Raw genomic sequence first — 20,869 nt, 5'->3', positions numbered from 1 at the left:
GCAAACGGATCGTCCATGGCGAAACCCCAGCCTCGCGCAGCGCAAAAGGCAGGCGAAAATGCCCGCGACATAATCCTGGCCGCGACGCGCGCCGAATTTGCCGAACAGGGTTTCAACGGGGCCCGCGTTGACCGCATTGCAGCTCGCTCGGGCTGAATAAGCAGATCGTCTACTATTATTCGGCAACAAGGACGACCCGTATCGTATTGCGCTTGAGGGCCGCCTATTCCGAGATCCGCCTACGTGAGCATGATCTCGATCTGCGATCCCTGCCTCCGTAGGAGAATCGGCCGAACTTCCACGACTTTCCCCTCGCCTAGGCTCCGGCCGATTTTAAGTCTCGTCGGCCTTATCCTGCTTCGCAATGAGGGCAACCAAGTCGTCCTTCAGACGGACCGGCAAGTCCATGCGCTCATGAAGAATGCTCATGACACCCAGATCGCCATTGTCCAGTTCCCGAAAGAAGATGCAGTGCCGCTCGTACCGGCTGAAATACGCCTCGYGCTTCACGTCGGCAGGAACCGCAAGCTTTTGCGGCAACTTCCGCCAAATCATCCGGTTATCACATAGCCGCCGCAAATGGGCATGCAAGCCAGTGATATAGGTTACGGCCTGCTTCTCTCCCCAATCTTTGACGGTATCATTCCAAATCTTGTCCTGAGCGGCATCCGCTCGGGGATAAAACCGATAGGCCACCATGGTTAGCGGCGCTGGTTGCGGCGGATGACATCGTCGGCCGTGACGGTGACGAATTCACTGTCGTCGGCCCGCATGGCGGGGGCCAGTTCCTTCTGCAAGGTCTCCCAAGCTTCCTCGCGGGTCTGCAGGTCGCGGCGGATCAGGGCACGAATATACTCACTGGCATTCTCATAGAGACCATCCTCGCCGATCTGCTGCTGAAGGTGGGCTTCCAGTTGGCCGCTCACCCGTACATGAATGTTTCCCGATGCCATGTGCATATCCTCTCGTTCTCCCTTTATTGTGGATTTTGTAACATATATTGTCAATATTCTTYACAATTTCCGAAAGACCCGACCTTCGCCGGAGGGCATAGCCGGATTGGGAAGAAGGCTAAACCTTCTGTGAGCGCCCCCGGCAGGCGGGCGCAGCGAACCGGCAAGCGGTTCGTGTGGACACCCGTTCGGGTGTCTCTGCCAGGCTGTGGAGCCTCGTGTCCGTTCAGGGGCGGCGGTGCCGCCGCCCCTGCATCTTCCGTGCCCTGTTCGCCCTCTGCCGAGGCTTGCGGGCGTTGATGACGGAAGCGTCCAGCGCGGTCTTGATGTGCGCTGCGTAAATCGCGGCCCAGCTTGAGATGTGATAGGTTTGTGCTAGGGGCAAAAACGCCTTCGGCTTCAACTCGGGGGCGATAGGCCTTTGATAGTATCTGAAATTTTTGGCTGCGGGGGCTCGTAACCAACGACGGCCATGTCCAGAGCGCTCAAGCGGGATGCTGCTGAACGCTCAGCCCGCCGTCGATCGTCAGGCAGGTCGCGTTCATGAACGGGCATTCGTCGGAGATCATGAAGACCGCGGCCATGGCGATTTCTTCGGGCGAAGCGATGCGCCCGCCTGGATGCAATCTCATCGTCTCCGCCTTGGCGGCTTCCGGGTCAGGGAAGCTGTTCCAGTAGTCGATGACCTTCTGGGTCGAGACGTAGCCCGGCGCCAGCGCATTCACGCGGATATTCCTCGGCGCGTATTCAAGGCCGAGCGACTTGGTCATGCCGAGCAATGCGTGTTTTGCCAGCGGATAGGGAAAGGTGTGCGGAATGATCGTGAAGGCATGGGTCGAGGCGATGTTGAGGATGACGCCGCCGCCCGCCTCCATCATGCCGGGAAGCACGGCCTTGCAGCAGTTCCAGGCGCCCTTGAGATTGACGTCGAAGCAGCGGCTCCATTCCTCATCGCTGGTTTCCAGCGGCTCGGCGAAGACGTTTACGCCAGCATTGTTGACGAGCGCGTTGATCGAACCGATCTTTCCGGCTGCTTGACGAACGGCCCCGGTGATCGTAGCAGCATCGGCAATATCGGCGGCAAGCCAGGCGACTTTCTCGCCGCTCTCGCCGAACGCCTTCGCCTCTCGTTCAAGAAGGTCGCTATCACGATCGACCAGAAACAGCGCCGCTTCCTCGCGCAGGAAAGCCTTCGCGATCGCAAGGCCGATGCCCTGCGCCGCACCCGTCAAGAATATCCGCTTGCCAGCGAGCCGTCCCGTCATCACGCGTCTCCCTACCACTCGGCGAAGCTGCCATCGGCATGAYGCCAGATGGGATTGCGCCAGCGGTGCCCTTCCTTCGCCCGCTCGATCACATAGGCCTCATCCACCTCGACGCCCAGACCTGGCCCCTGAGGAATGCCGACGAAACCATCGGCATATTGGAACACGTCCTTGTTCACGATGTAATCCAAGATGTCGTTGGACTGATTGTAATGGATGCCGAGGCTCTGTTCCTGGATGAAGGCATTGTAGGAAACGGCATCCACCTGCAGGCAGGCGGCAAGCGCGATCGGCCCAAGTGGGCAATGGGGCGCCAGCGCCACGTCATAGGCCTCGGCCATGGCCGCGATCTTGCGGCACTCGGTAATGCCGCCGGCATGCGAGAGATCCGGCTGGATGATATCGACGTAACCGCCCTCGAATACCGATTTGAAATCCCAGCGCGAATAGAGCCGCTCGCCGAGCGCGATCGGCGTCGAGGAATGGTTGGCGATTTCCCTCAGCGCTTCCTTGTTTTCCGAAAGCACAGGCTCTTCGATGAACATCAGCCTATAGGGCTCGAGTTCCTTCGCCAGTACCTTGGCCATCGGCTTGTGCACGCGGCCGTGGAAATCGACGCCGATGCCGATATGCGGGCCGACGGCCTCGCGGATGATGGCGATCGTCCCGACCGCCTTTTCCACCTTCTCGTTGGTGTCGACGATCTGCATCTCTTCGCAGCCGTTGAGCTTGATCGCCTGGAAGCCGCGGGCCACCATCTCCTTCGCATTGCGGGCCACATCGGAGGGCCGGTCGCCGCCGATCCAGGAATAGACCTTGATCCGGTCCCGAAGCTTTCCGCCGAGCAGTGAATGGACCGGCTGGCCGAGTGCCTTGCCTTTGATATCCCACAGGGCCTGATCAATGCCGGCAAGCGCCGACATGTGGATGGCGCCGCCTCGGTAAAAGCCGCCGCGGTAAAGAACCGTCCAGTGGTCCTCGATCAGAAAGGGATCCTTGCCGATCAGGTAATCCGCCATCTCCTGAACGGCCGCCTCCACGGTCAGCGCCCGCCCTTCCACGACAGGCTCGCCCCAGCCGACGACGCCTTCATCAGTCTCGATCTTCAGGAACAGCCAGCGCGGCGGCACGATATAGGTGGTCAGCTTGGTGATCTTCATCGGAGATTCCGTCAGGCGAGAATGAGGTCGGCCGCCTTTCCGGCGGCAGCAAGAACCGCGGCATTGGTATTGCCGCTGACAATGGTCGGCATGAGAGACGCGTCGATGACCCGAAGGCCGCGCGTGCCCCGGACCTTCAATGCGGGGTCCAGCACCGCTTCGGGATCGCCGTCATGGCCCATCCTGCAGGTCCCGACGGGGTGATAGCCGGTCTTGACCGTCCGCTTGCAATGGGCTGCGATCGCCTCGTCGCTCACAACATCGGCGCCTGGGAAAATTTCCCTGTCGATCAGATCGCGCATCGGGGAAGCGGCCAGCACGGTGCGGGCAAAGCGGAAACCCGCCATGGTGAGCCTGAGGTCGTCCGGATGGCCGAATATCTGGGTATCGACCACCGGATCGACAAAGGGGTCGCTGGAGGCGAGCGTCACCGAGCCCCTCGCCTTCGGCCGCAGCAGCAACGAGTTGATCGTCACGCCGTCACCCGGCTCGGTGCCCATCACGTCCCGGTCGAGATAGACGGTGGGTACGCAGAACATCTGGATCGTCGGCCGCTCATTGTGGCCGTCCGGGTCGTAGAAGGCGCAGGTCTCGACGCCCGTCGTCGAAACAGGGCCGGACTTGAACATCAGATATTGCAACCCGGCCTTTATCATCGGCCAGCCTCGGTCCTGCTTGTAATAGCCGAAAGAGCCCTTAGTCGTGGCGACCACCGGGCATTCGTAGTGATCCTGAAGGTTCTTGCCGACACCCGACAGCGACACCCTTGTCTTGATGCCGTGTCGCGCAAGCTCGTCTTCCGGGCCAATGCCGGAAAGCATCATCAGCTTCGGAGTTTGGTAGGCGCCGGCCGCGAGGATCACTTCGGCCCCGGCCAGAGCCGACTTCGGCATGCCGTTCTGGACGTAATCGACGCCCACGGCGCGGTCACCCTCCATCCGGATACCCATCACCGTCGCGCCGGTCTCAATCGTCAGCCTCGGATTGCTCATCACCGGCGCCAGAAAAGCATCGACGGCGCTCGAACGCTTGCGGGTCCGCCAGTCGATCGTGTGCTGCATGAAGCYGACGCCGAACTGTTCAGCGCCGTTGAAATCCGGATTATAGGGAATGCCCATGCCCTGAAGGGTCTTCACATAGGTGCGGGTCATCGGGCTCGTATGGCCGAGATGCGAGATCTTCAGCGGACCGCCCACACCGTGATATTCACCGGCCAGATGATCGTTGTCCTCCTGCGCCTTGAAGTAAGGGAGGAGGTCGCGATAGGACCAGGCGCCGTCATTGTTAGCGCCCGGTGCGGTGACGAGCTCGTTCCACAAATCGAAGTCGGCGGCCTGCCCGCGCATATAGACCATGGCATTGACCGCGCTGCCGCCGCCCAGAACCTTGCCCTGGGGCACGATCGGCCCGCGCCCGTCGAGCTGCGGCTGCGGCTTGGTCTTGTGCATAGCGAGATAGGTGTCCTTCGCCAGGAACTTCATATAGCCGGCCGGAAAATGCATGATCGGATTGGCCTTGCCCGGACCACGTTCCAGAAGCAGCACGCGCGCGCCGCCATCGGCGACGAGCCTGGCCGCCACCACGCACGCCGAACTGCCGCCACCGACGATGATATAGTCGAACCGACCTTCCTCAGACATTTCTTCTCCTAAGGGACATGCGCATGGCTTTACAGGTCTTGTGGCCGAAGCCGTATGCTGCCCGATAATTGCCGGCCGGGTTCAAGAACCTGGAGCCCGCCGAGATCCGGCAGGTTATGGCCGTTCGCCAGATGCGACATCGGCTCGAAGCAGAAATAGTCGCGTTTGAACTGCGGATCGAAAACCCTGTCCGAAACGAATACGAAGGCGTGCGCATACAGCGGATCAGCCGTCAGGTGAAGCTGCATCTGGTGCTCCGGCCAGGCGATGACCGCCTCACCGGACCAGTCCTCGAAGCCGTTGTTGACCCACCGATGCGGCAGCGGCGCCGGCTCGCTAAAGTCGAGATCCTCTGGAATGTCCGCCGCCTCGCCGGGCAGCCAGCCTTCGACCTCGGTCCAGAATTTCCGGGCCGGCGCGAACAGCGTGGTCTGCGGCGTCATCGGAAAATAAGGATGCCAGCCGAGACCGAAGGGAAGCGGCTTCTCGCCCATGTTCTCGACAGACAGCGTCAGCTGCAGTTCGTCGTTCGTCAGCAAAAAACTCTGCGTGGCGCGATAGACGTAAGGCGTATTTCCGCCACGATGTGCAAAACTCATCGTCACGCGATGATCGTCGTGTTCGTCGACGAACCACTCCGCCTGCCAGCCCTCGCCGTGAAGATAATGCGGGTCCCAGGCCGTGTTCRGGCTGAAGCGGTATTCCTTCCCCTCAAACACGAAACGGTTCTCCTTCACGCGGTTGCCGAACGGAGCGAGCGGATAGCAGGAGGAGGAAAGCGCATCGGCATCATCAGGGGCATCCCGTAGCAGCTGCACACTGCCCCCCTCGCTTTCCTTCCGGAAGCCAAGGATCAGCCCGCCAGCCGTCGAAAGGCGAGCCGAAAGCGCGCCGGATTTGATATCCAGAACCGGCATCGCTCCATCACCCCTTGTTGCGCGACAGGCTACGCTTGATCGCCTGGATATTGGCGAGCACGGCGATGACTATGATCAGGCCGCGCACGACCTGCTGGAAGAACGGATTGATGCCGAGGAGCACGAGGCCGTTGCCGATAAGCGTGATGACGAGAACGCCAAGCAGCGTGCCGAGCATGGAGCCGCGTCCCCCAGAAAGCGCCGTGCCGCCGACAACGACTGCGGCGATCACGTCGAATTCCAGGCCGTTGGCGGCCGTCGCATTGCCGGAGCCGAGACGCGAGACGAGCAGAATGCCGGAGATCGCTGCCATCGCGCCGCCGATCGCAAACAGCGCGACACGGATGCGCGACACGCTGATGCCGCTGAGAAACGCCGCATGCGCATTGCCGCCGATGGCGAAGACCGAGCGCCCGAAGGCGGTCTTGCGGCTAACAAAGGAGAAGATTGCAAATAGAACAAGCATGATGATTGCCGCCGGTGGGATGCCCAGCACCGACCGGTCCAGTGCGTCCAGCAGGTCGTTGCGGCCGATCGAGACCGGCAGCGCATCCGTCACGAAGAGCGCCGTGCCGCGCAGCGCACTCCACATGCCGAGCGTCGCGACGAATGAGGGTACATCGAAATAGGCCCGCAACACGCCTGAAACAGCGCCGAGCAGAGCACCCAGCGCAATCGCTAAGATGAAGGCCGCGGGCGTGGGAACGCCCCATTGTAGAAGAAAGGCAAGCTCGACGGAAATGAAGGCGACCATCGGCCCCACACTGACGTCGATCTCACCGGCGATGATGATCAGYGTCACCGCCCAGGCGGCAATGCCGATCGTAGCCGCATCGCGCAGGATGTTGACCTGGTTGTTGAAGGACATGAAGCCCGGCGCCGTCGATGCGAAGATCACGTAAAGCACGGCGATCGCGAAGAACAGGCTGAGTTCGTTCATGTGCTGGGAAAAAGCGAAGCCAGATTTCTTGGCCTTGTCAGAAGCCGCCTGTTCGGYGGCGTGATCGAGTGACATCTTCTGTCTCCCTCAATGTCCGGTAATACAGGCCGCCATCAAGCTGTCCTGATCGATATTGGGTGATTTGAATTCTTCCTGCAGTGCGCCATCCCTCAGGACGAGCACGCGGTCGCAGACGAGCGGCAGTTCCTCGATCTCGCTGGAGACGAAGATGATGCTGCGCCCTTCTGCGGCGAGTTGGCGAATGATCGCGTAGATCTGCGCCTTCGCCTCGATATCGACGCCGCGGGTCGGTTCGTCGAGCAGCAGGACGCGGCTTCCCGCATAGACCCAGCGGCCGATCACGACCTTCTGCTGGTTACCGCCCGAAAGCGTGCCGATCGGCGTATCGGTCCGGGCCGTCTTGATATGAAGCCGCTCGATGATCTTGCGCGTCGCCTCTGCCATGCGGCTGGCGGAAAGAACGCCGTTCGTGCTGACGCCGGCAAAGTTCGTCGAGAGCGTGTTTTCGTCGACGCCGAGCAGCGGCACGATGCCCTCTTCCTTGCGACTTTCCGGCGTATAGCCAAAGCCGCGGTGCACCATCTCTTTGTAGCCGGAGGACTTGACCGATTTCCCGTCGGCCAGAATGTCGCCGGCGTCGAAGCGGCGCACACCCATGATCGCCTGTAGGAGTTCCGTTCGGCCTGAACCGAGCAGGCCAGCAATGCCGAGCACCTCCCCTTTTTTAAGCGAGAAGGAAATCGAAGAGAGTTTCGGGACAAGCGCGAGATCCTTCACCTCGAGCACCGTTTCCGAAAGGCTCCTGTCTTCCAGCACGGCCGCCTGGGAGGCTTCCGTGCCCAGCATCAGCCGGACGATCTCGCGGGTATCGGCGCCCTTGACATCGACCGTGTCGATAATCCGGCCGTCGCGCATGATCGTCGCCGAATGCGCGATCTGACGGATCTCGTTCATCCGGTGGCTGACATAGATGACCGCGATGCCCTGCGCAGCCACCCGGGTCACAGCCGCCATCACCTTTTCCGCCTCGGCGGCGGCGAGCGAACTCGTCGGCTCGTCGAGAATGACGAGCTTCGGTCTCCCGAGCATGGCGCGGGCGATCTCGAGCAGCTGTCGCTCAGCAGGGCTCAGACCCGCCACCAGCCGGCCGGGCGGCAGGTCGAGACCGAGCCGGGCCATCGCCTCGGAAGCTTCCGCTTCCATGGCCGCATACTGGATGACGCCACCCTTGCGCGGCCAGCGCCCGAGGAAAAGGTTCTCGGCTAATGTCATGCCGGGCACAAGGCTGAGTTCCTGATAGACGACGCGCACGCCCTTCTCGAAGGATTCCTGCGCCCGCCCGGAGCCGGTGTGAGTAAGCTCGGCGCCGTCAATCAGCACCGTTCCGCTGTCGGGAATTTCCGCGCCCGTCAACATTCGGATAAGTGTCGACTTGCCGGCGCCGTTCTTGCCGAGCAATGCCCTCACTTCGCCCGGCGCCACTTCGAAAGTGGCGTTGTCGAGGGCAAGTACACCGGGATAGCGGCGCGTACATCCGTTCACGGATGCGACGGCGGGTGCGGTAGCCCGCCCTATCTCAGAAACAGAAGTCATCGGTCTTTCCGTCGCGAGAGATGCCGCCGGACTTCCGGCGACCTCTTTCCATGTTGATCGGGGCATGCAAGCCCCGGCGAGACCTGCCGGCGATCAGGGGATGCCGTCGGCATGCGCCTCGAGCCAGGCCTTTCCATCCGTGGAAGACTTGTAGACGTCGATATCGTAGGGAACCTTGATTCCTTCCGGAGGCTCGCCGTCAATCGACTTGATCGCCTGCGCCAGCGCCAGCTTGCCGAGGCCCTGGCCGGAAATGTCGACGACCGCTTTGATGATCGAGAAATCGGCAAGCTCCTGCGCGATCTCGGTCGTCATGTCGCCGCCGAAGACGACAACTTCGCCGGTCTTGCCCTGACTCATCACGGCACGCGCCGCCCCGAGCGTCGCGCCGCCCGCCTCGCCGAAGAAGGCATCGATATCCGGATTGGAGGACAGCATGGTGCTCGCGACGGAAACCGCCTTGTCGAGAACCGCGCCTTCCTGGTTGGCGACGATCTCAGCCCCCGGCACTTTGGCCTTCAGCGCCTCCTCGAAGCCCTTGCGTCTCGTTACGCAAACCTCGACGAATTCGCAGTTCAGGACAGCGATCTTCGGCGCCTCGTTTTTTTCGGCAATGAAATAGTCCGCCGCCGCATCCCCGAGCTTATGGCCGAACTCGAAGGGATCACCGACCGCGTAAGCCGAGATATATTCCTTCATGTCCTCCTCATTGAGGCAGGTATTGTAGCAGACCACCGGAATGCCTGCGTCATGGGCGCGGCGGATGGCGCGATAGGAGCCGTCGGCGGAAACCGGCGAGACGATGATCGCCTGCACGCCGGCGGAGATCAGTGAATCGATGAAGGACGACTCCTTGCTTACGTCGCCCTGAGCATTCGTCTCAACGATGTCGAGCTTGCGGCCGGCCTCGGCGGCGCCGGTCTGAATGCCCTTGCGCACGCCGGCATAGAAGCCCTGCGCATCCATGTAGATGGCGCCGACCTTCAGGTCTTCCTGTGCCGCGACGCTTGTCGCGCCGGCCAGTACGGCCGCTGTCAGCAATGCTGCCTGTCTTGAAAGTTTCATCCCTTCCTCCCCTATTATCGGTTTCAACGCCGGCCAGATTAAGAGGCGTCCGACAAATGTCAATATAAATACGATTTATTTTTCGATTTGATCGAAAATGCCGGATCATTCATATTACCGATTGCAGTCCGGTGCAGATGGTGATCTTGGGTCGAGGAAACTTTGCGGGTCGCGCGCGCCGGATGCGTGAATAAGCAAGGGGAACAGAGCATAACCATGACGCGAATATTGACGGAGCACGGTACGCCCATCGCCCAGCGCGGCAAACGCAGCGTGAGGGAGGCGCTTCTTCAGCAGCTTGTGGAGATGATCGTCTCCGGCACTTTCCCCGAAAGCTCCACGCTCCCCAATGAAGCAGAGCTGACGGAAAGGTTCGGCGTCAGCCGCACCAGCCTGCGTGAGGCCATGCAATATCTCTCGGCACTTGGCATGGTGAGGTCCCGCACCCGGGCCGGGACGATCGTGCTGCCGCGCGAAAATTGGAATTATCTCGATCCGATCGTACTCGACGTGATGCTGGCGATCGGCGCCGACGATGCCTTCTATTCCTCGCTGATCGACGCGAGACAGCTGCTGGAGCCCGCCGCCGCCGCCCAGGCGGCCGCAAACGCCAATGCGAGGCAGCTCTACCAGATCTCCAAGGCCTTCGAGGACATGGTGGAGGCAAACTCACGCGACAACGAGGCCTGGAGCCGCGCCGACCTTGAATTCCATACGGCAATCATCAACGCCAGCGGAAACTGGGTCTATCGCCAGTTCGCCAGCGCCATCCGCGCGGCCCTGCTCGCAAGCTTTCGGTTGACCAACCGCGCCAGCCAATCGCACGAGCAGGCRATACTCACCCATCAGGATGTACTCGAAGCCATCCGGATGCGGCGACCGGAAGCAGCCCGCCACGCGATGGAGCAGCTCATCGGYGTTGCCCGGAGCGAGATGACGGATGCCCTGCGGCGAGCGCGAAAAGCTTCTGAACTCGCCGAGGGCTCAACGCGAGCCCAATAAGATCATACATATATGATCCCAGGCGCTGAGTAGGCTGYCGCTGACGAAAAGTCTCGATTTAGTCGAACACAGGCAGAGCGCAACGGACAAGCGCGTCAACAAGGTTATAGTCACAATGAAAGGCAAGGCCCTGACCGCCCCTGCAAGTCCAGTGCCTTCGGAGACTGTTCGTATGCGGCTCCGCTATGCGGAGGCGGGGCCAGCAGATCGGCCGAAGACTTCCTCATCGGTTTGCGGCAACTGACCGTTTGGAGTCATCTTATCGACGGCGTCTGGAATCGAGGTCGAAAGGCGCTTCAGCAGCTCATGATACTCCAGGCCGGTCTTTGCGGCCAATTCCTCGAGGGTATCTTTGCCGATCGACGATTCGACCTGCTCTGGCGAGATGCCTCTAGACGGCTTTTGAGCGCTTACCCAAGAGTCCGCTTCCTCATGGTTTCCGCCGTTTTTGAATGCATCAACAAGTTCCCCCAAGCCTTTGCTGAGTGAACCCTGTTCGGAGCCGCCGAACATTTTGCCGATTTCGCCGATTATGCCGCCCCCGTTCTGGGCACCCGCTTTCGCATCTTGAAAGATCTGTCCGAGCTTATCGCGATTCTGGTAACCAGCGACTGCCAATAGACCCAGTAGCGCCGCAAGCGAGGGCATAGTGTTGCGAGATGAAGCCATTGTCGGTTCCTTTCTGCTTGTTGAACCCTCAAACGCGCCGGGTGACGGCACCCCATACGAGCAAAACGATCACGGCGCCGACGATGGCACCGATGAATCCGGCGCCCTGGTTGGCGTTATACCACCCCAATGCCTGCCCCAGATAGGAAGCCACGAAAGCTCCCACGATGCCAAGGATCGTCGTCAGGACGAAACCCTTCGGCTCGTTTTCGCCAGGCACGATGAGCTTAGCCACGATACCGGCGGCAAAGCCAATGATGATGGTCCAGATTATCCCCATTGCAGAAGTCCCTCGTCTGATTGGCGGCGCGAATGCACGTCTGCTAGTTGCATTGGCGGATCCCTAGGCTGCCCCTTTTGGAAATACCCTAAGGAGGCTCATAAAATCATACCTAGCGCGGCACGAAAAAATATCGATTCTGCCGCGCATCCAGCTCATATGATTTTCTGATAGCTACAGCATCGTTAGGCCGCTTTTGTGCTTTTGACGTTTGCGGAAGCCTTCGCAAGTTTCGTCAACTTCTTGTCGGTCGCTTCTTCTTCGGCAAGGTTCGCCTGCAGCAGCGGCACAGCCCCTTTTAGGCCGAGCTGCTTTGCCCATTCAATCAAGGTGCCGTACCGCGCAATCTCATAGTGCTCGACGGCCTGGGCGGATGAGATCAGCCCCGCATCGAGAGCCGGAGACCCTTTGAATTCTTCCATGATTTCTTCGCCTTCGGCAATGAGGCCCTGAATTGCTTCGCAGGTCTTGCCGCGTGCCGCCTTCCCGACAAGCTCAAACACCTGTTCGAGACGCTCGATCTGACCTTGCGTTTCATCCCGATGCTGCAGAAAGCCCGCTTTGCCTTCCTCGGACTGCGCCGTTCGCGCCATCTTCGGGAGCGCCTTCAAAATCTGCTTTTCGGCAAAGTAGATGTCCTTGAGAGTATCAAGGAACAGGTCATCGAGAGTTTTGGTCGCTGCCACCGTTGGGTCCTCCAGATTGTGAGTAGCGCAGTTCAACTTAAATCTGGCTGGAAAGTTCCAGCGTTAACAACCATTGAGAGATGACCGTCGCCACCCAAGCCTCCGGAATGGTCTTCCACTCGGCAGGCTAAGCGCGTGCCCTATCATGGGATTGGCGTAGCTTTTGAGGGCGAGAAAAAGCGGAATTAGGTAGCACAAACCACCAGACTTGGGGGCCTCTTTCTGCCTACGAGATCAACAGCCGGGTTTCAAAGAGAATAGGCTTGCCTGCTGCCTGAGGAAAAATTGACATTCTGGAGAAGGCTTGGAGAGCCCGTAGCGCGCAGAACTTGACAATGGGGTCGCAACTAAGGTAATCACGATTAAGGTAATCACGATTAAGGTAATTATATTTACCAAAAGGCAAGCATATGCAGTTTCTCGGGCGCGAACGTGAACTCAAGCTGGTGCGGACCGAATTGGACTCGCAACGACCTTCCCTCATCATCGTATTTGGCCGACGGCGTATCGGCAAATCGCGATTCCTCAGGGAGGCCGCCAAGAACCGCCCGGAAATCTACTTTCAGGCTACCCGCGTCTCATCACTTTTGAACCTGGAGCAGTTCAAATCCGAGGTCGGAAAGGCAATCGGATCAAAGCCACAGCTCGAAGCCCTGTCAAGCTGGGAGGGGGTACTGCACTATGTTGCCGAGCGTGCCGGCGAGCATCCGGGATTGATCGTCACGATCGACGAATTTCCCTATCTGCTTGATAACGAGCCAACACTGCCATCGATCGTGCAGAAATTCTGGGATTCCGGCGCGCTTGCAGATGGGGCGATGAAACTGATCCTTTGCGGCTCTGCCATTTCTCAAATGGAAGACCTGTTGGCGGAACGGAACCCGCTTTACGGGCGAAAAACCCTGTCGCTCGACATGAAAGCCYTGCCCCTTGTCGATGTCGCCAAGTTTTTCCCGGAGTACACGGCCAACGACATTATCAGAACCTATGCGATCTTCGGCGGCATTCCCTACTATCTTCAGCTTTGCGACGCTCAGGAACCGCTCCGCAACAACGTCATCAAACTCTTGCTCACAGAGACAGGCACGCTGATCGACGAACCGAACACGCTGCTGCAGACCGAACTCAGAGAGCCGTCCTTTTACTCAAGCGTGGTTGCGGCTGTGTCTGACGGTTGCAACACTAAGTCGGAGATCGCAAATCGACTGGGTGTCAAAGCGGACGGTATTGGACCGTACCTGGCAAAACTGCTCGCGCTTGATTTGATCGATAATTCGAAATCGCTGGATGCCGACGAAAAGGGCCGAAACCGCCGCTATCGCGTTGCAGACAGCCTGATGTCGTTCTGGCATCGTTTCGTGCGACCAAACCTGAGCGCGATCAGCAGCGGGTTTGGCGAGGAGGTTTACGACCGCGTCGTGGAGCCTCGGTTCTCCGAATATATGGGGGTTGCGTTCGAACCGATCGCCCTTCAATTTGCAAGGCTTCATCTGCAGGAGGTCCTTGCGGTTCCGACGCAGGAGGTTGGCCAGATTTGGGGTCACGCCGATTTCGACATCGATCTCGCGGGGCGATTGTTGGATGGTGCATTTTTCTATGGCGAATGCAAATGGCGATCGCGCGTGATCGACCTTGGCCACGTCCGATTGTTGCGTGAGCGATCCGAGAAAACGACTTACGGGGAAGGAGCGACGGGCAGGCACTACCTGTTTTTCAGTAGAAGTGGTTTTTCAAGCGATGTCGAGAGTTTGGCGCAAGAAGACGAGCGGCTGCATCTGATAACCCCAGAAACACTGGTAAAACCGGGTCGGTAGAGGCGACAACGTGGGCGCATTGCCACTTCTAACGCCGCCTGACGCATGTGGCACTTGCTCCATAACGCCGGTAATTTCTGTAGCAATTCAGATGTCTAAGCTGCTTTTGGTGGTCTTTGCTACCTAATGCCGAGAAAAAGACCCCTTTCGACAGAACTAAGGCTTACAAGCAGATGAATCTATTATCGGGCAATGCGTTGCCCTCGCCATTCAATAGCCTTGAGATACACATCGCTCGACGCCGGGCAACCGACTGCCGCCTTGAGACGGGCAGGTCGGCGAGGCGGCTCGGATGCATCCACACCTATGTCTTTGCGTCGGCGGATGGAGCCGGCGGCCGTGTTGCAGACCGTCGAGTGCGGATATGGAGCTTTCGAGGAGTTGCCACAGGGATCAACGGGGCCTCTGAGAGCGCCTCACGGGCAGCAGCAGTCAACGTGGAGGCTGTAAAGTCTGCTTCCTTATGTGTCGACAATGGTCGCTGGTCCTCGCTGTCGGACCACAGCACTGCCCCCACTCGTGAGCCAGGATAGGCTCGCTTGAACCTACGCACCAGTATGCCAGCATGCTTGGCTGAATCTTCGTTCAGGAAGCAAACAACGATGGCATTCGCTTCTTTTGGAATGAGATCGCGGCTTCGGCGATTGGCGATATCAAGGTGCCTTGCCATCACGACTTCCGCTCCTTGCACCCGAAGCACCTGAGCCAGCATCGCCGCGGAAGCGTCATCAAGARGGCCTCTGCCCCCAAGGCATGCGACGGTTTTACCGGTGCCGTCTGGCAATTCCTCGTCATCCGCGTTCCTCTCCTTGGTAGCGATTACCGATCCACCATTGGGTGCTTTGGCTTCCTCCCCGTCTTCTTCCTCTTGTTCTTCTTCCTGCGCGATCTCTTCCAAGTTTGAGACCAAGGTAGTGGCTGTTTCGTATACCTGCTCCATCTGCCCGGATGTCAGGACGCCTCGACGACGGTCCCGCTCCGCGAGCAGAAGGGCGGGAATGGCAATCTTGCCGTAATAATCCTCCAGATAGTCCTCCTCGAGAATTTCCTCCGCCTGATCGGTCGCCTCGTCAGGATCACCCGCCAACAGCCTTTGGTAGAGGCGCTCCTTCGGATCAAGGACCGGTTCGCTGCCGAATAGGACTTCGAGAAATTCGAACTGCGGCACATACCGACCCAGGACCGCCAGGCACACGGTCAGTGGCGTCGATAGGATAAGGCCCACCGGGCCCCAGAGCCATGCCCAGAAAATAGCGGCTACAATGATGGCCAGCGGAGAGAGCCCGGTGCGGGAACCATAGAGCCACGGTTCTACAATATTATTRCTGGTCAGTTCCAGCACCAGGAATATCGCTGCGACCCACAGCACCAAGCTCCATCCTGGGTCAACTGCGAATGCCAGAAAAAGTGGCAGTACTGTCGCAATCACCGGCCCGATATAAGGCACGAACCTTAGAACGATGGCGAGCATCCCCCACAGCACGGCATTGGGAATACCCACTACCCAAAGCCCTAGTGCCAAGGGTATTCCATAGGCACAGTTTACGACCAACTGCATAAGAAGATAGAGCGCAACGCGGCTGCCCGCCTCCTGGAGCGCCTCGGTCGTGCGGTGTAGGTCTCCATAGCCAACAAGTCGGATAAAGCGATCACGGAGATCTTCTCGCTCCAGGAGCATGAAGATGACGACGATGATGATGAGACCTAGAGAGGCAATCGGACCAAGCAGGGGGCTAATGAGACTTGTAAGCGTTTCGATCGGCCGGCTCGGCGTGAATATCTCGACGAGCAACGGTTCTCTTGATCCCGTAGTTCCGCCTGGAGTAGCCCGGCTCTGCCCCGCATCGTTGATTTCTCGACCGACGCTCTCGACGACCGAGGTCAGACGCCGCACGATGCCATTGTCGGTTCCGCTCTCCTGGAGGGCTCTGATTTTACCGATGATATTGCCTTGGTAGGCGGGTAGGTTTTGTGCAACCTCAGCGACCTGTCCGGCCACCACAAGAGCGAATAGGGTCAGGCCAAGGAAGGCAAGCACGACGGTGGTGATTACCGCCAGGATTCGCGGAAGTCCGAGCCTTCGGAGTCGCGATGAGATGGGAGCGAGCGCAAATGTCAACAGCACCGCGATTGCAAGAGGAAGAAGTACTTCCTTCGCAAAATAGAGGATAGCAATGACTGCAAGCACGCTCGCAAAGGCCGGCAGCCGCGATGGTGCCGACGGCGGAATGGAATAGAGGCGACGAGGGCCGCCGGGCTCATTTTGCAAGATGGCCTCCTGACCCCAGGCTCCAAGTCGCCAAACTGGAGCCGGTCAACTGACCTCATCGAGGTAGGGCGAAGATAAGAACTTGGCAATCATGATGCTTCGCAGTTACTCGGAACACTGAGCTTATGGGAACACGCAGCGCGAGCGCTTACACCGGCGCGCTGCTAATGGCGTTCAAGCATCGAGAAGATAGCGCTTCGCCGGGAGATTGTGGCCATCGCCGAGACCGCGAAGCCTTCGAAGCGTCAGTCGCGCGATGAAACTGTTCGGCTCGCGACTGAGGTCTCCTCCCCAAGGCATACGATTCCGGAATCTATGCCCATCCCTGCCGCAGCCGCATCGCGCTTCTCAACCAGGACGAACTCGTGCCCCGACTAACTTTCGGATGATCCACCGGCACCGTCGCTGGACACCAGACCAGCTTGGCCAAATGGTCACGCCTTCCAGCACTCTGGAGTGTCTCTGATGATGAAACTTATAGTCCATTCGATTTGTTGTTATTTCGCTCCTAAGGAGGATCCAGTTATGCGCAAACCTGCCGCAGGCTTTTGGGCGCCTTCTTCGCTTCCATCACGGCAGCCTTCGTCATTCTCAGTGCGTTGGTTGCAGGCGCACTGGCCTCCTTTTGACGGCTCGCCCCACCCAAGATGAAGTGGTGTGTGTGCCGAGGTTTCGGACTCTCTCTTCAATCGAGATCCGAATAAAGGCCAAGAGGCCGCTTTTAACTCCGGCAGCAATGGTATGGAATCACGAAATGATGAAATCATATTCCATTGATGTCATTGGCGAGTGTTACGCATCTGAAACTCAGAAGAGCGTTTGGTTTCATTACCGCATGACCGCTATTTTCGGCATCGATTGCCCATGGATATCATTCGATCCTCATGAGAGCACTTTCGCCGGAGCTTGCCTGCGCAGCAATGCCATCAGCATCGGACCCACAGCGAATTCTCCCTTGGCCGCCCGGCGCGTGAGGTGCCTTAGATATCCACCGGCCGAACCGATGCATTCTCCTCTTTCGAGGATGCAGGCCATGACGATGGCGGTTGCCTGCGCTCCCATGATCGAACTTGCCTCCTCGTAAGCCGATGTGCTCACCGCCAGTGTCGAGCGWACGACCGCCGCCGCCGCGACGAGATCCCGCCAGTTGCGGATTTCGCCGCCCGGACCATAGGCCTGTATTTCCGCGCATGCCCGATTGACGGTTTCGAGAGAGAATTTGAAGTCTTGTACTTTTCCGGAAGAGGGGCGCTCGTCATCGAGGGAAGTATCGTTGGCCACATCCGGTTCTTCGGGGGAGGAGGCGCGAAGCTCTCGGGTGGAAGGTGGTCTGTCCATGTTGCGGACCGGTTCAGATTCAGAAGGGAAATAGGATTCTGAATCCTGTTTGTGGCGCTCACTCTGGGACTCATTGCCGCTCATTTTTTCCGTTTTTAGTTGTTCATTCAAAAGCTTGAGCACTCTGTCGCGAAGTTCCTCCATTTGGGCGAGGATCGGCGTCAGGGCGTCGAGCTTGGCAACGCGCGGAAACCGTTCGATGAGGCTGTTGAGTTCCCTCGAGAGGCTGAGCCAGTCGCCTGCAAGGCCTTCGTTGAGGGCACCGGTAATCAATTTGGTCAGGTCGCGACGGCAAATCGTCAGGCGCTCTTTGGCTGTTCGGAGCATTTGCCGGTCGGCGACAGCCTGCGCGGCGAGGTTTTCGATTTCGCCGGCGCGGGAAAGAAGCGGCGCAAGCGAGAAGCCGTAAGCTTCATCGATCTCCCCTGCCCTGTCGCGTCGCGCATAACGCTTTCCGTTCGGGCTGTCCTTGCGGATGATCAGCCCTGCGCCGACGAGAATGGCCAGATGGCGCCGCAGCGTGGCTGAGGCCATGCCCCGTGCACGAAGCGAAAGCTGTGCATTCGAGGGAAAGACGACGAGGCCCCGCTCTGTGGAAAGTTCCTCATCGGGGTAGAAGCTCAAGAGCGCGTCGAGAACGGTCAGCGCCCGATCGGTTACGCCGAGAGATGGGCGTGCCTCGCAGACCGCCCTGAAAAGCTTCCATTTGTTGCGCCGGAAACCAGGCTCGATATCCCCGGCTTGGATTTGACTTGCCAGGAAGGCAAGCGATATCGGCCGCCGCCCGAAAGGCGTCGTGACAGTTCCACTCTCCATTTTCCTTCACCTATGCATAGGCAAAAGAAATTCGCTCACCAAAACGGTGCCAAAGACTCTTGACTGTGATTCGTGGAAATGCGATTCTCGATCTTGCTACAAATCAGAGGAAGGCTTCCACGACTTCGGTCGCTTGGGGGCCTTTTTCTTTTGCGGGTTGCTCCTTTGCGGGTTGAACGCGTTTGACTACGGCGTCTCAGTCCCTTGGGACCGAACGGCTCTGAAGGTAATCGCGATGCAGCTGCTCGAGCTGCGAGGCGACGAAATCGGCAAAAGCGGGTGCTGCCCGATCATCGAAAATGAGATTGATCTTGGTTCCGCTCCGTTCGACGGACGCGAGCTTTGCTCCCGCTTCGCTTTTGATCGTCTCGGGTTTCGGCTTTGCGCCTCGAACGGTGAGCAGAGCCATGACCTGGCTGAAGCGGCTGTCGGAATCTGCGTCCCGGAACCGGGAGCTTCGCAGGAGTTCCGTGAGCGCCGCTTCGTTCTTCCCTTCCGCATGACGCTCGGCGAGTGCCATCCATCTGGGGCGGCCTGCCTTCGGCGCCGGGCCGATCGCCTCGATCAATGCGCGCGGCAGCGAATGCGCGACGCTCATCAGCTTCGAAAGCTGGGTTTTCTCTATTCCGAGCGAGGACATGATGACGCGCCGGTCAAAGCCGCGCTCTTCGAGAGCAAGCGCAAAAAGCCCACGCTCGATATAGCTGAGATCTGAACGGGCAGCGTTTTCCTGGCCCTGGATGACGACAAGCTCTTCATCCGTCAGGTTCTGGACGACGGCCTTGACCGGGCGGTTGAGCGATGCGAGCACCCGCACGCGGCGATGACCGAAGGCGATCTGGTATCTGTCCGGCATTGAAGGGTGAGGCCTGACGAGGATAGGGCTCTTCTGTCCGGATTCCCGAATGGCCTCGACGAGCCGCTGGTAGTCTTCGCCCTCATCAGGCAAGCGGTCGGAAACGAAGGAGCCTTCGATCTTTTCGGTCGGTATTTCCACCACGGCCGAACCAGAGGCGATCAATGCCCTCGCCTGATCGGCGGCGTTGGCTATATGGCCGAGAGAACGGCTCATGGCCCCGACCGCGCCGGAACGAATGTGCTGCAGCGATTTTTCCGGAGGGTCGGTCCGGGACGCGGCATCGTTCAAGTTGCCAGCTGGCAACTCTTCCTGCTCCCGCCGGGATAACATTGCTTTCAGAGTGTCTTTCCGGCTCATGCCGTCCTCCCCCAGGCCTGCCTGATGAGGCTTTCGATTTCGCCGTTGACCGCGTCGAGCGATTCCATGGCGCGGTCATAGGTATTCTTGGAAAAGTTCTCGCGCCCGACCTCGTAAAGCGTTTGCTTGGAAAGGCCGGCATCGGAAATAGCGGTGGATTTCAGCATGGGGTTGGTCAAGACGCGCTCGCGAAACAAGGATCTCATGAAGCCGACCACCTGCGTCTGCGGTCCGTCGGAAGGTTCGTAGCGCGTTACCACGTAGCGGATGAAATCGTAGTCGAGGTCGCCGCCGGAATCTTGGACGACGCTCAGGAGGTCGGATGTCATCAGCAGGAACTGGCACATCGACATGACGTCCAGCATCTGCGGGTGGGCGGTGATCAGGAGCCCGGTCGAGGCGCAAAGCGCGCCGAGCGTCAGGAAACCGAGCTGCGGCGGGCAATCGAGCACCATCACGTCGTAATTGTCGGAAACGGTGCCGAGCGCGGAAGCCACGCGGCCGAAGAAGGGTTCGGCGGAACGCTCGGCAAGCGCGCGGGGCGTGTCGTGCTCGAATTCCATGAGTTCGAGATTACCGGGAACGAGATCGAGACCCGGAATATAGGTCTTGCGGACCACCTCGCTCAGCGGGCGGCGCTGCTCGTCATAGCGCACGGCCGCATACATGGTCTCGTTGGAACCGATATCATATTCGGGCTGATAGCCGTGCAGCGCAGTCAGAGAAGCCTGCGGGTCGAGATCGACGGCAAGCACGCGGTGGCCCTGAAGGGCGAGATATTGCGCCAGATGTGCAGCGGTCGTGGTCTTGCCGCTGCCACCCTTGAAATTGAGCACGGCCATGACCTGGCAATGTTCATCGCCGCGGCGGTGCGGGACGTAGCGCTTGCCCTTGGAATTCTCATCGAGGACTGCACGAATCTCGTTGATCTGGTCGAGGGTGTAGGAGCGTCGTCCACCGGGGCTGATGGCTGGCTGCGGCCCCTTGCCATTGAGCGAGAGTTGTCGAAGATAGGCATCGGCGATGCCGATCAGCTTGGCCGATTCCACGGATGAGAAGGACCGCAGCGTCTTTTGCGATACTGGCGGAAAGAGCGCCTGACGCATGGCCTGCAATTCCTGGGACAGAGCGGCGCCGTCGCCGGCAATGACCTCCGTCATCGAACGCTTTGGTGCAAGTGTTGGGGAGAACTGACTACGAGCCTTCGCCATAACTACGATAATTC

Annotated in this window: 19 protein-coding genes; 3 read left to right on the top strand and 16 right to left on the bottom strand. The window is 59.3% G+C overall.

Annotation, left to right across the window (positions count from 1 at the left end):
• Positions 1-15: 15 nt before the first annotated feature.
• Positions 16-156, top strand: a complete 141-nt coding sequence (locus LCM4573_RS28940; protein ID WP_083347480.1) for a TetR family transcriptional regulator — start codon at positions 16-18, stop codon at positions 154-156.
• 177 nt (positions 157-333) lie between these two features.
• Here LCM4573_RS28940 and LCM4573_RS16045 read toward each other — a convergent pair whose 3' ends face one another.
• The 9 genes from LCM4573_RS16045 to LCM4573_RS16005 all read right to left on the bottom strand — a co-directional run bounded on the left by LCM4573_RS16045 (position 334) and on the right by LCM4573_RS16005 (position 9,554).
• A complete protein-coding gene (locus tag LCM4573_RS16045; protein WP_071007391.1) occupies positions 334-699 on the bottom strand; it encodes a type II toxin-antitoxin system RelE/ParE family toxin in 366 nt (121 codons plus the stop codon).
• 2 nt (positions 700-701) lie between these two features.
• Positions 702-953, bottom strand: coding sequence for a transcriptional regulator (locus LCM4573_RS16040; RefSeq protein ID WP_071007418.1), 252 nt, complete (start codon positions 951-953; stop codon positions 702-704).
• A gap of 485 nt (positions 954-1,438) precedes the next feature.
• A complete protein-coding gene (locus LCM4573_RS16035; protein WP_071007390.1) occupies positions 1,439-2,218 on the bottom strand; it encodes an SDR family oxidoreductase in 780 nt (259 codons plus the stop codon).
• 11 nt (positions 2,219-2,229) lie between these two features.
• The gene (gene dgoD, locus LCM4573_RS16030; protein WP_071007389.1) at positions 2,230-3,378 is read right to left on the bottom strand and encodes a galactonate dehydratase; all 1,149 of its coding nucleotides are present in this window, start codon (positions 3,376-3,378) and stop codon (positions 2,230-2,232) included.
• A gap of 11 nt (positions 3,379-3,389) precedes the next feature.
• Entirely contained in the window at positions 3,390-5,018 is a 1,629-nt protein-coding gene (locus tag LCM4573_RS16025) for a GMC family oxidoreductase (RefSeq protein ID WP_071007388.1), read from the bottom strand.
• A gap of 29 nt (positions 5,019-5,047) precedes the next feature.
• A complete protein-coding gene (locus LCM4573_RS16020; protein ID WP_071007387.1) occupies positions 5,048-5,935 on the bottom strand; it encodes an aldose 1-epimerase in 888 nt (295 codons plus the stop codon).
• Between the two features lie 7 nt (positions 5,936-5,942).
• On the bottom strand, positions 5,943-6,950 hold the full coding sequence (locus LCM4573_RS16015; RefSeq protein ID WP_071007386.1) for an ABC transporter permease: 1,008 nt from the start codon (positions 6,948-6,950) through the stop codon (positions 5,943-5,945).
• Between the two features lie 12 nt (positions 6,951-6,962).
• A complete protein-coding gene (locus LCM4573_RS16010) occupies positions 6,963-8,489 on the bottom strand; it encodes a sugar ABC transporter ATP-binding protein (protein WP_071007385.1) in 1,527 nt (508 codons plus the stop codon).
• 93 nt (positions 8,490-8,582) lie between these two features.
• The gene (locus LCM4573_RS16005; RefSeq protein WP_071007384.1) at positions 8,583-9,554 is read right to left on the bottom strand and encodes a substrate-binding domain-containing protein; all 972 of its coding nucleotides are present in this window, start codon (positions 9,552-9,554) and stop codon (positions 8,583-8,585) included.
• A 216-nt stretch (positions 9,555-9,770) separates the two neighbouring features.
• Between LCM4573_RS16005 and LCM4573_RS16000 the strand changes: the two genes are divergently transcribed.
• Positions 9,771-10,556: a FadR/GntR family transcriptional regulator gene (locus tag LCM4573_RS16000; RefSeq protein ID WP_071007383.1), complete on the top strand. Its 786-nt coding sequence runs from the start codon at positions 9,771-9,773 to the stop codon at positions 10,554-10,556.
• Between the two features lie 183 nt (positions 10,557-10,739).
• On the opposite strand, the gene LCM4573_RS15995 is transcribed toward LCM4573_RS16000, so the two are convergent.
• From LCM4573_RS15995 to LCM4573_RS15985, 3 genes are all read right to left on the bottom strand, one after another.
• Positions 10,740-11,225, bottom strand: coding sequence for a YidB family protein (locus LCM4573_RS15995; protein WP_071007382.1), 486 nt, complete (start codon positions 11,223-11,225; stop codon positions 10,740-10,742).
• Positions 11,226-11,253: 28 nt separating this feature from the next.
• Positions 11,254-11,505: a GlsB/YeaQ/YmgE family stress response membrane protein gene (locus LCM4573_RS15990; protein ID WP_071007381.1), complete on the bottom strand. Its 252-nt coding sequence runs from the start codon at positions 11,503-11,505 to the stop codon at positions 11,254-11,256.
• 185 nt (positions 11,506-11,690) lie between these two features.
• A complete protein-coding gene (locus tag LCM4573_RS15985) occupies positions 11,691-12,191 on the bottom strand; it encodes a ferritin-like domain-containing protein (protein WP_071007380.1) in 501 nt (166 codons plus the stop codon).
• Positions 12,192-12,601: 410 nt separating this feature from the next.
• Between LCM4573_RS15985 and LCM4573_RS15980 the strand changes: the two genes are divergently transcribed.
• Entirely contained in the window at positions 12,602-14,005 is a 1,404-nt protein-coding gene (locus LCM4573_RS15980) for an ATP-binding protein (protein ID WP_071007379.1), read from the top strand.
• Positions 14,006-14,309: 304 nt separating this feature from the next.
• Here the strand turns inward: LCM4573_RS15980 and LCM4573_RS15975 are convergent, their stop codons facing one another.
• From LCM4573_RS15975 to repA, 4 genes are all read right to left on the bottom strand, one after another.
• On the bottom strand, positions 14,310-16,274 hold the full coding sequence (locus LCM4573_RS15975) for an AI-2E family transporter (protein ID WP_407071743.1): 1,965 nt from the start codon (positions 16,272-16,274) through the stop codon (positions 14,310-14,312).
• Between the two features lie 882 nt (positions 16,275-17,156).
• A complete protein-coding gene (gene repC / locus LCM4573_RS15970) occupies positions 17,157-18,428 on the bottom strand; it encodes a plasmid replication protein RepC (protein ID WP_071007377.1) in 1,272 nt (423 codons plus the stop codon).
• A gap of 196 nt (positions 18,429-18,624) precedes the next feature.
• Complete coding sequence (repB, locus tag LCM4573_RS15965; protein WP_071007376.1) at positions 18,625-19,644, bottom strand: plasmid partitioning protein RepB; 1,020 nt, start codon at positions 19,642-19,644, stop codon at positions 18,625-18,627.
• On the bottom strand, positions 19,641-20,804 hold the full coding sequence (gene repA, locus LCM4573_RS15960) for a plasmid partitioning protein RepA (RefSeq protein ID WP_198539733.1): 1,164 nt from the start codon (positions 20,802-20,804) through the stop codon (positions 19,641-19,643). Before repA ends, repB begins: the two co-directional genes overlap by 4 nt.
• Positions 20,805-20,869 lie beyond the last annotated feature (65 nt).

Origin of the sequence: Rhizobium sp. LCM 4573 (assembly GCF_001854865.1) — a bacterium.
Classification (GTDB): Bacteria; Pseudomonadota; Alphaproteobacteria; order Rhizobiales; family Rhizobiaceae; genus Neorhizobium.
The sequence above is the reverse complement of the archived record's forward strand: the minus strand, read 5'-3'. Positions and strand labels throughout refer to the sequence as shown.

Bases quoted from the DNA above. Each gene is read 5' to 3' on its own strand.
- repB (WP_071007376.1), bottom strand. From the start codon at position 19,644: ATGAGCCGGAAAGACACTCTGAAAGCAATGTTATCCCGGCGGGAGCAG.
- LCM4573_RS16005 (WP_071007384.1), bottom strand. From the start codon at position 9,554: ATGAAACTTTCAAGACAGGCAGCATTGCTGACAGCGGCCGTACTGGCC.
- LCM4573_RS28940 (WP_083347480.1), top strand. From the start codon at position 16: ATGGCGAAACCCCAGCCTCGCGCAGCGCAAAAGGCAGGCGAAAATGCC.
- LCM4573_RS15995 (WP_071007382.1), bottom strand. From the start codon at position 11,225: ATGGCTTCATCTCGCAACACTATGCCCTCGCTTGCGGCGCTACTGGGT.
- LCM4573_RS15990 (WP_071007381.1), bottom strand. From the start codon at position 11,505: ATGGGGATAATCTGGACCATCATCATTGGCTTTGCCGCCGGTATCGTG.
- LCM4573_RS16010 (WP_071007385.1), bottom strand. From the start codon at position 8,489: ATGACTTCTGTTTCTGAGATAGGGCGGGCTACCGCACCCGCCGTCGCA.
- LCM4573_RS16040 (WP_071007418.1), bottom strand. From the start codon at position 953: ATGGCATCGGGAAACATTCATGTACGGGTGAGCGGCCAACTGGAAGCC.
- repA (WP_198539733.1), bottom strand. From the start codon at position 20,804: ATGACGGAGGTCATTGCCGGCGACGGCGCCGCTCTGTCCCAGGAATTG.
- LCM4573_RS16035 (WP_071007390.1), bottom strand. From the start codon at position 2,218: ATGACGGGACGGCTCGCTGGCAAGCGGATATTCTTGACGGGTGCGGCG.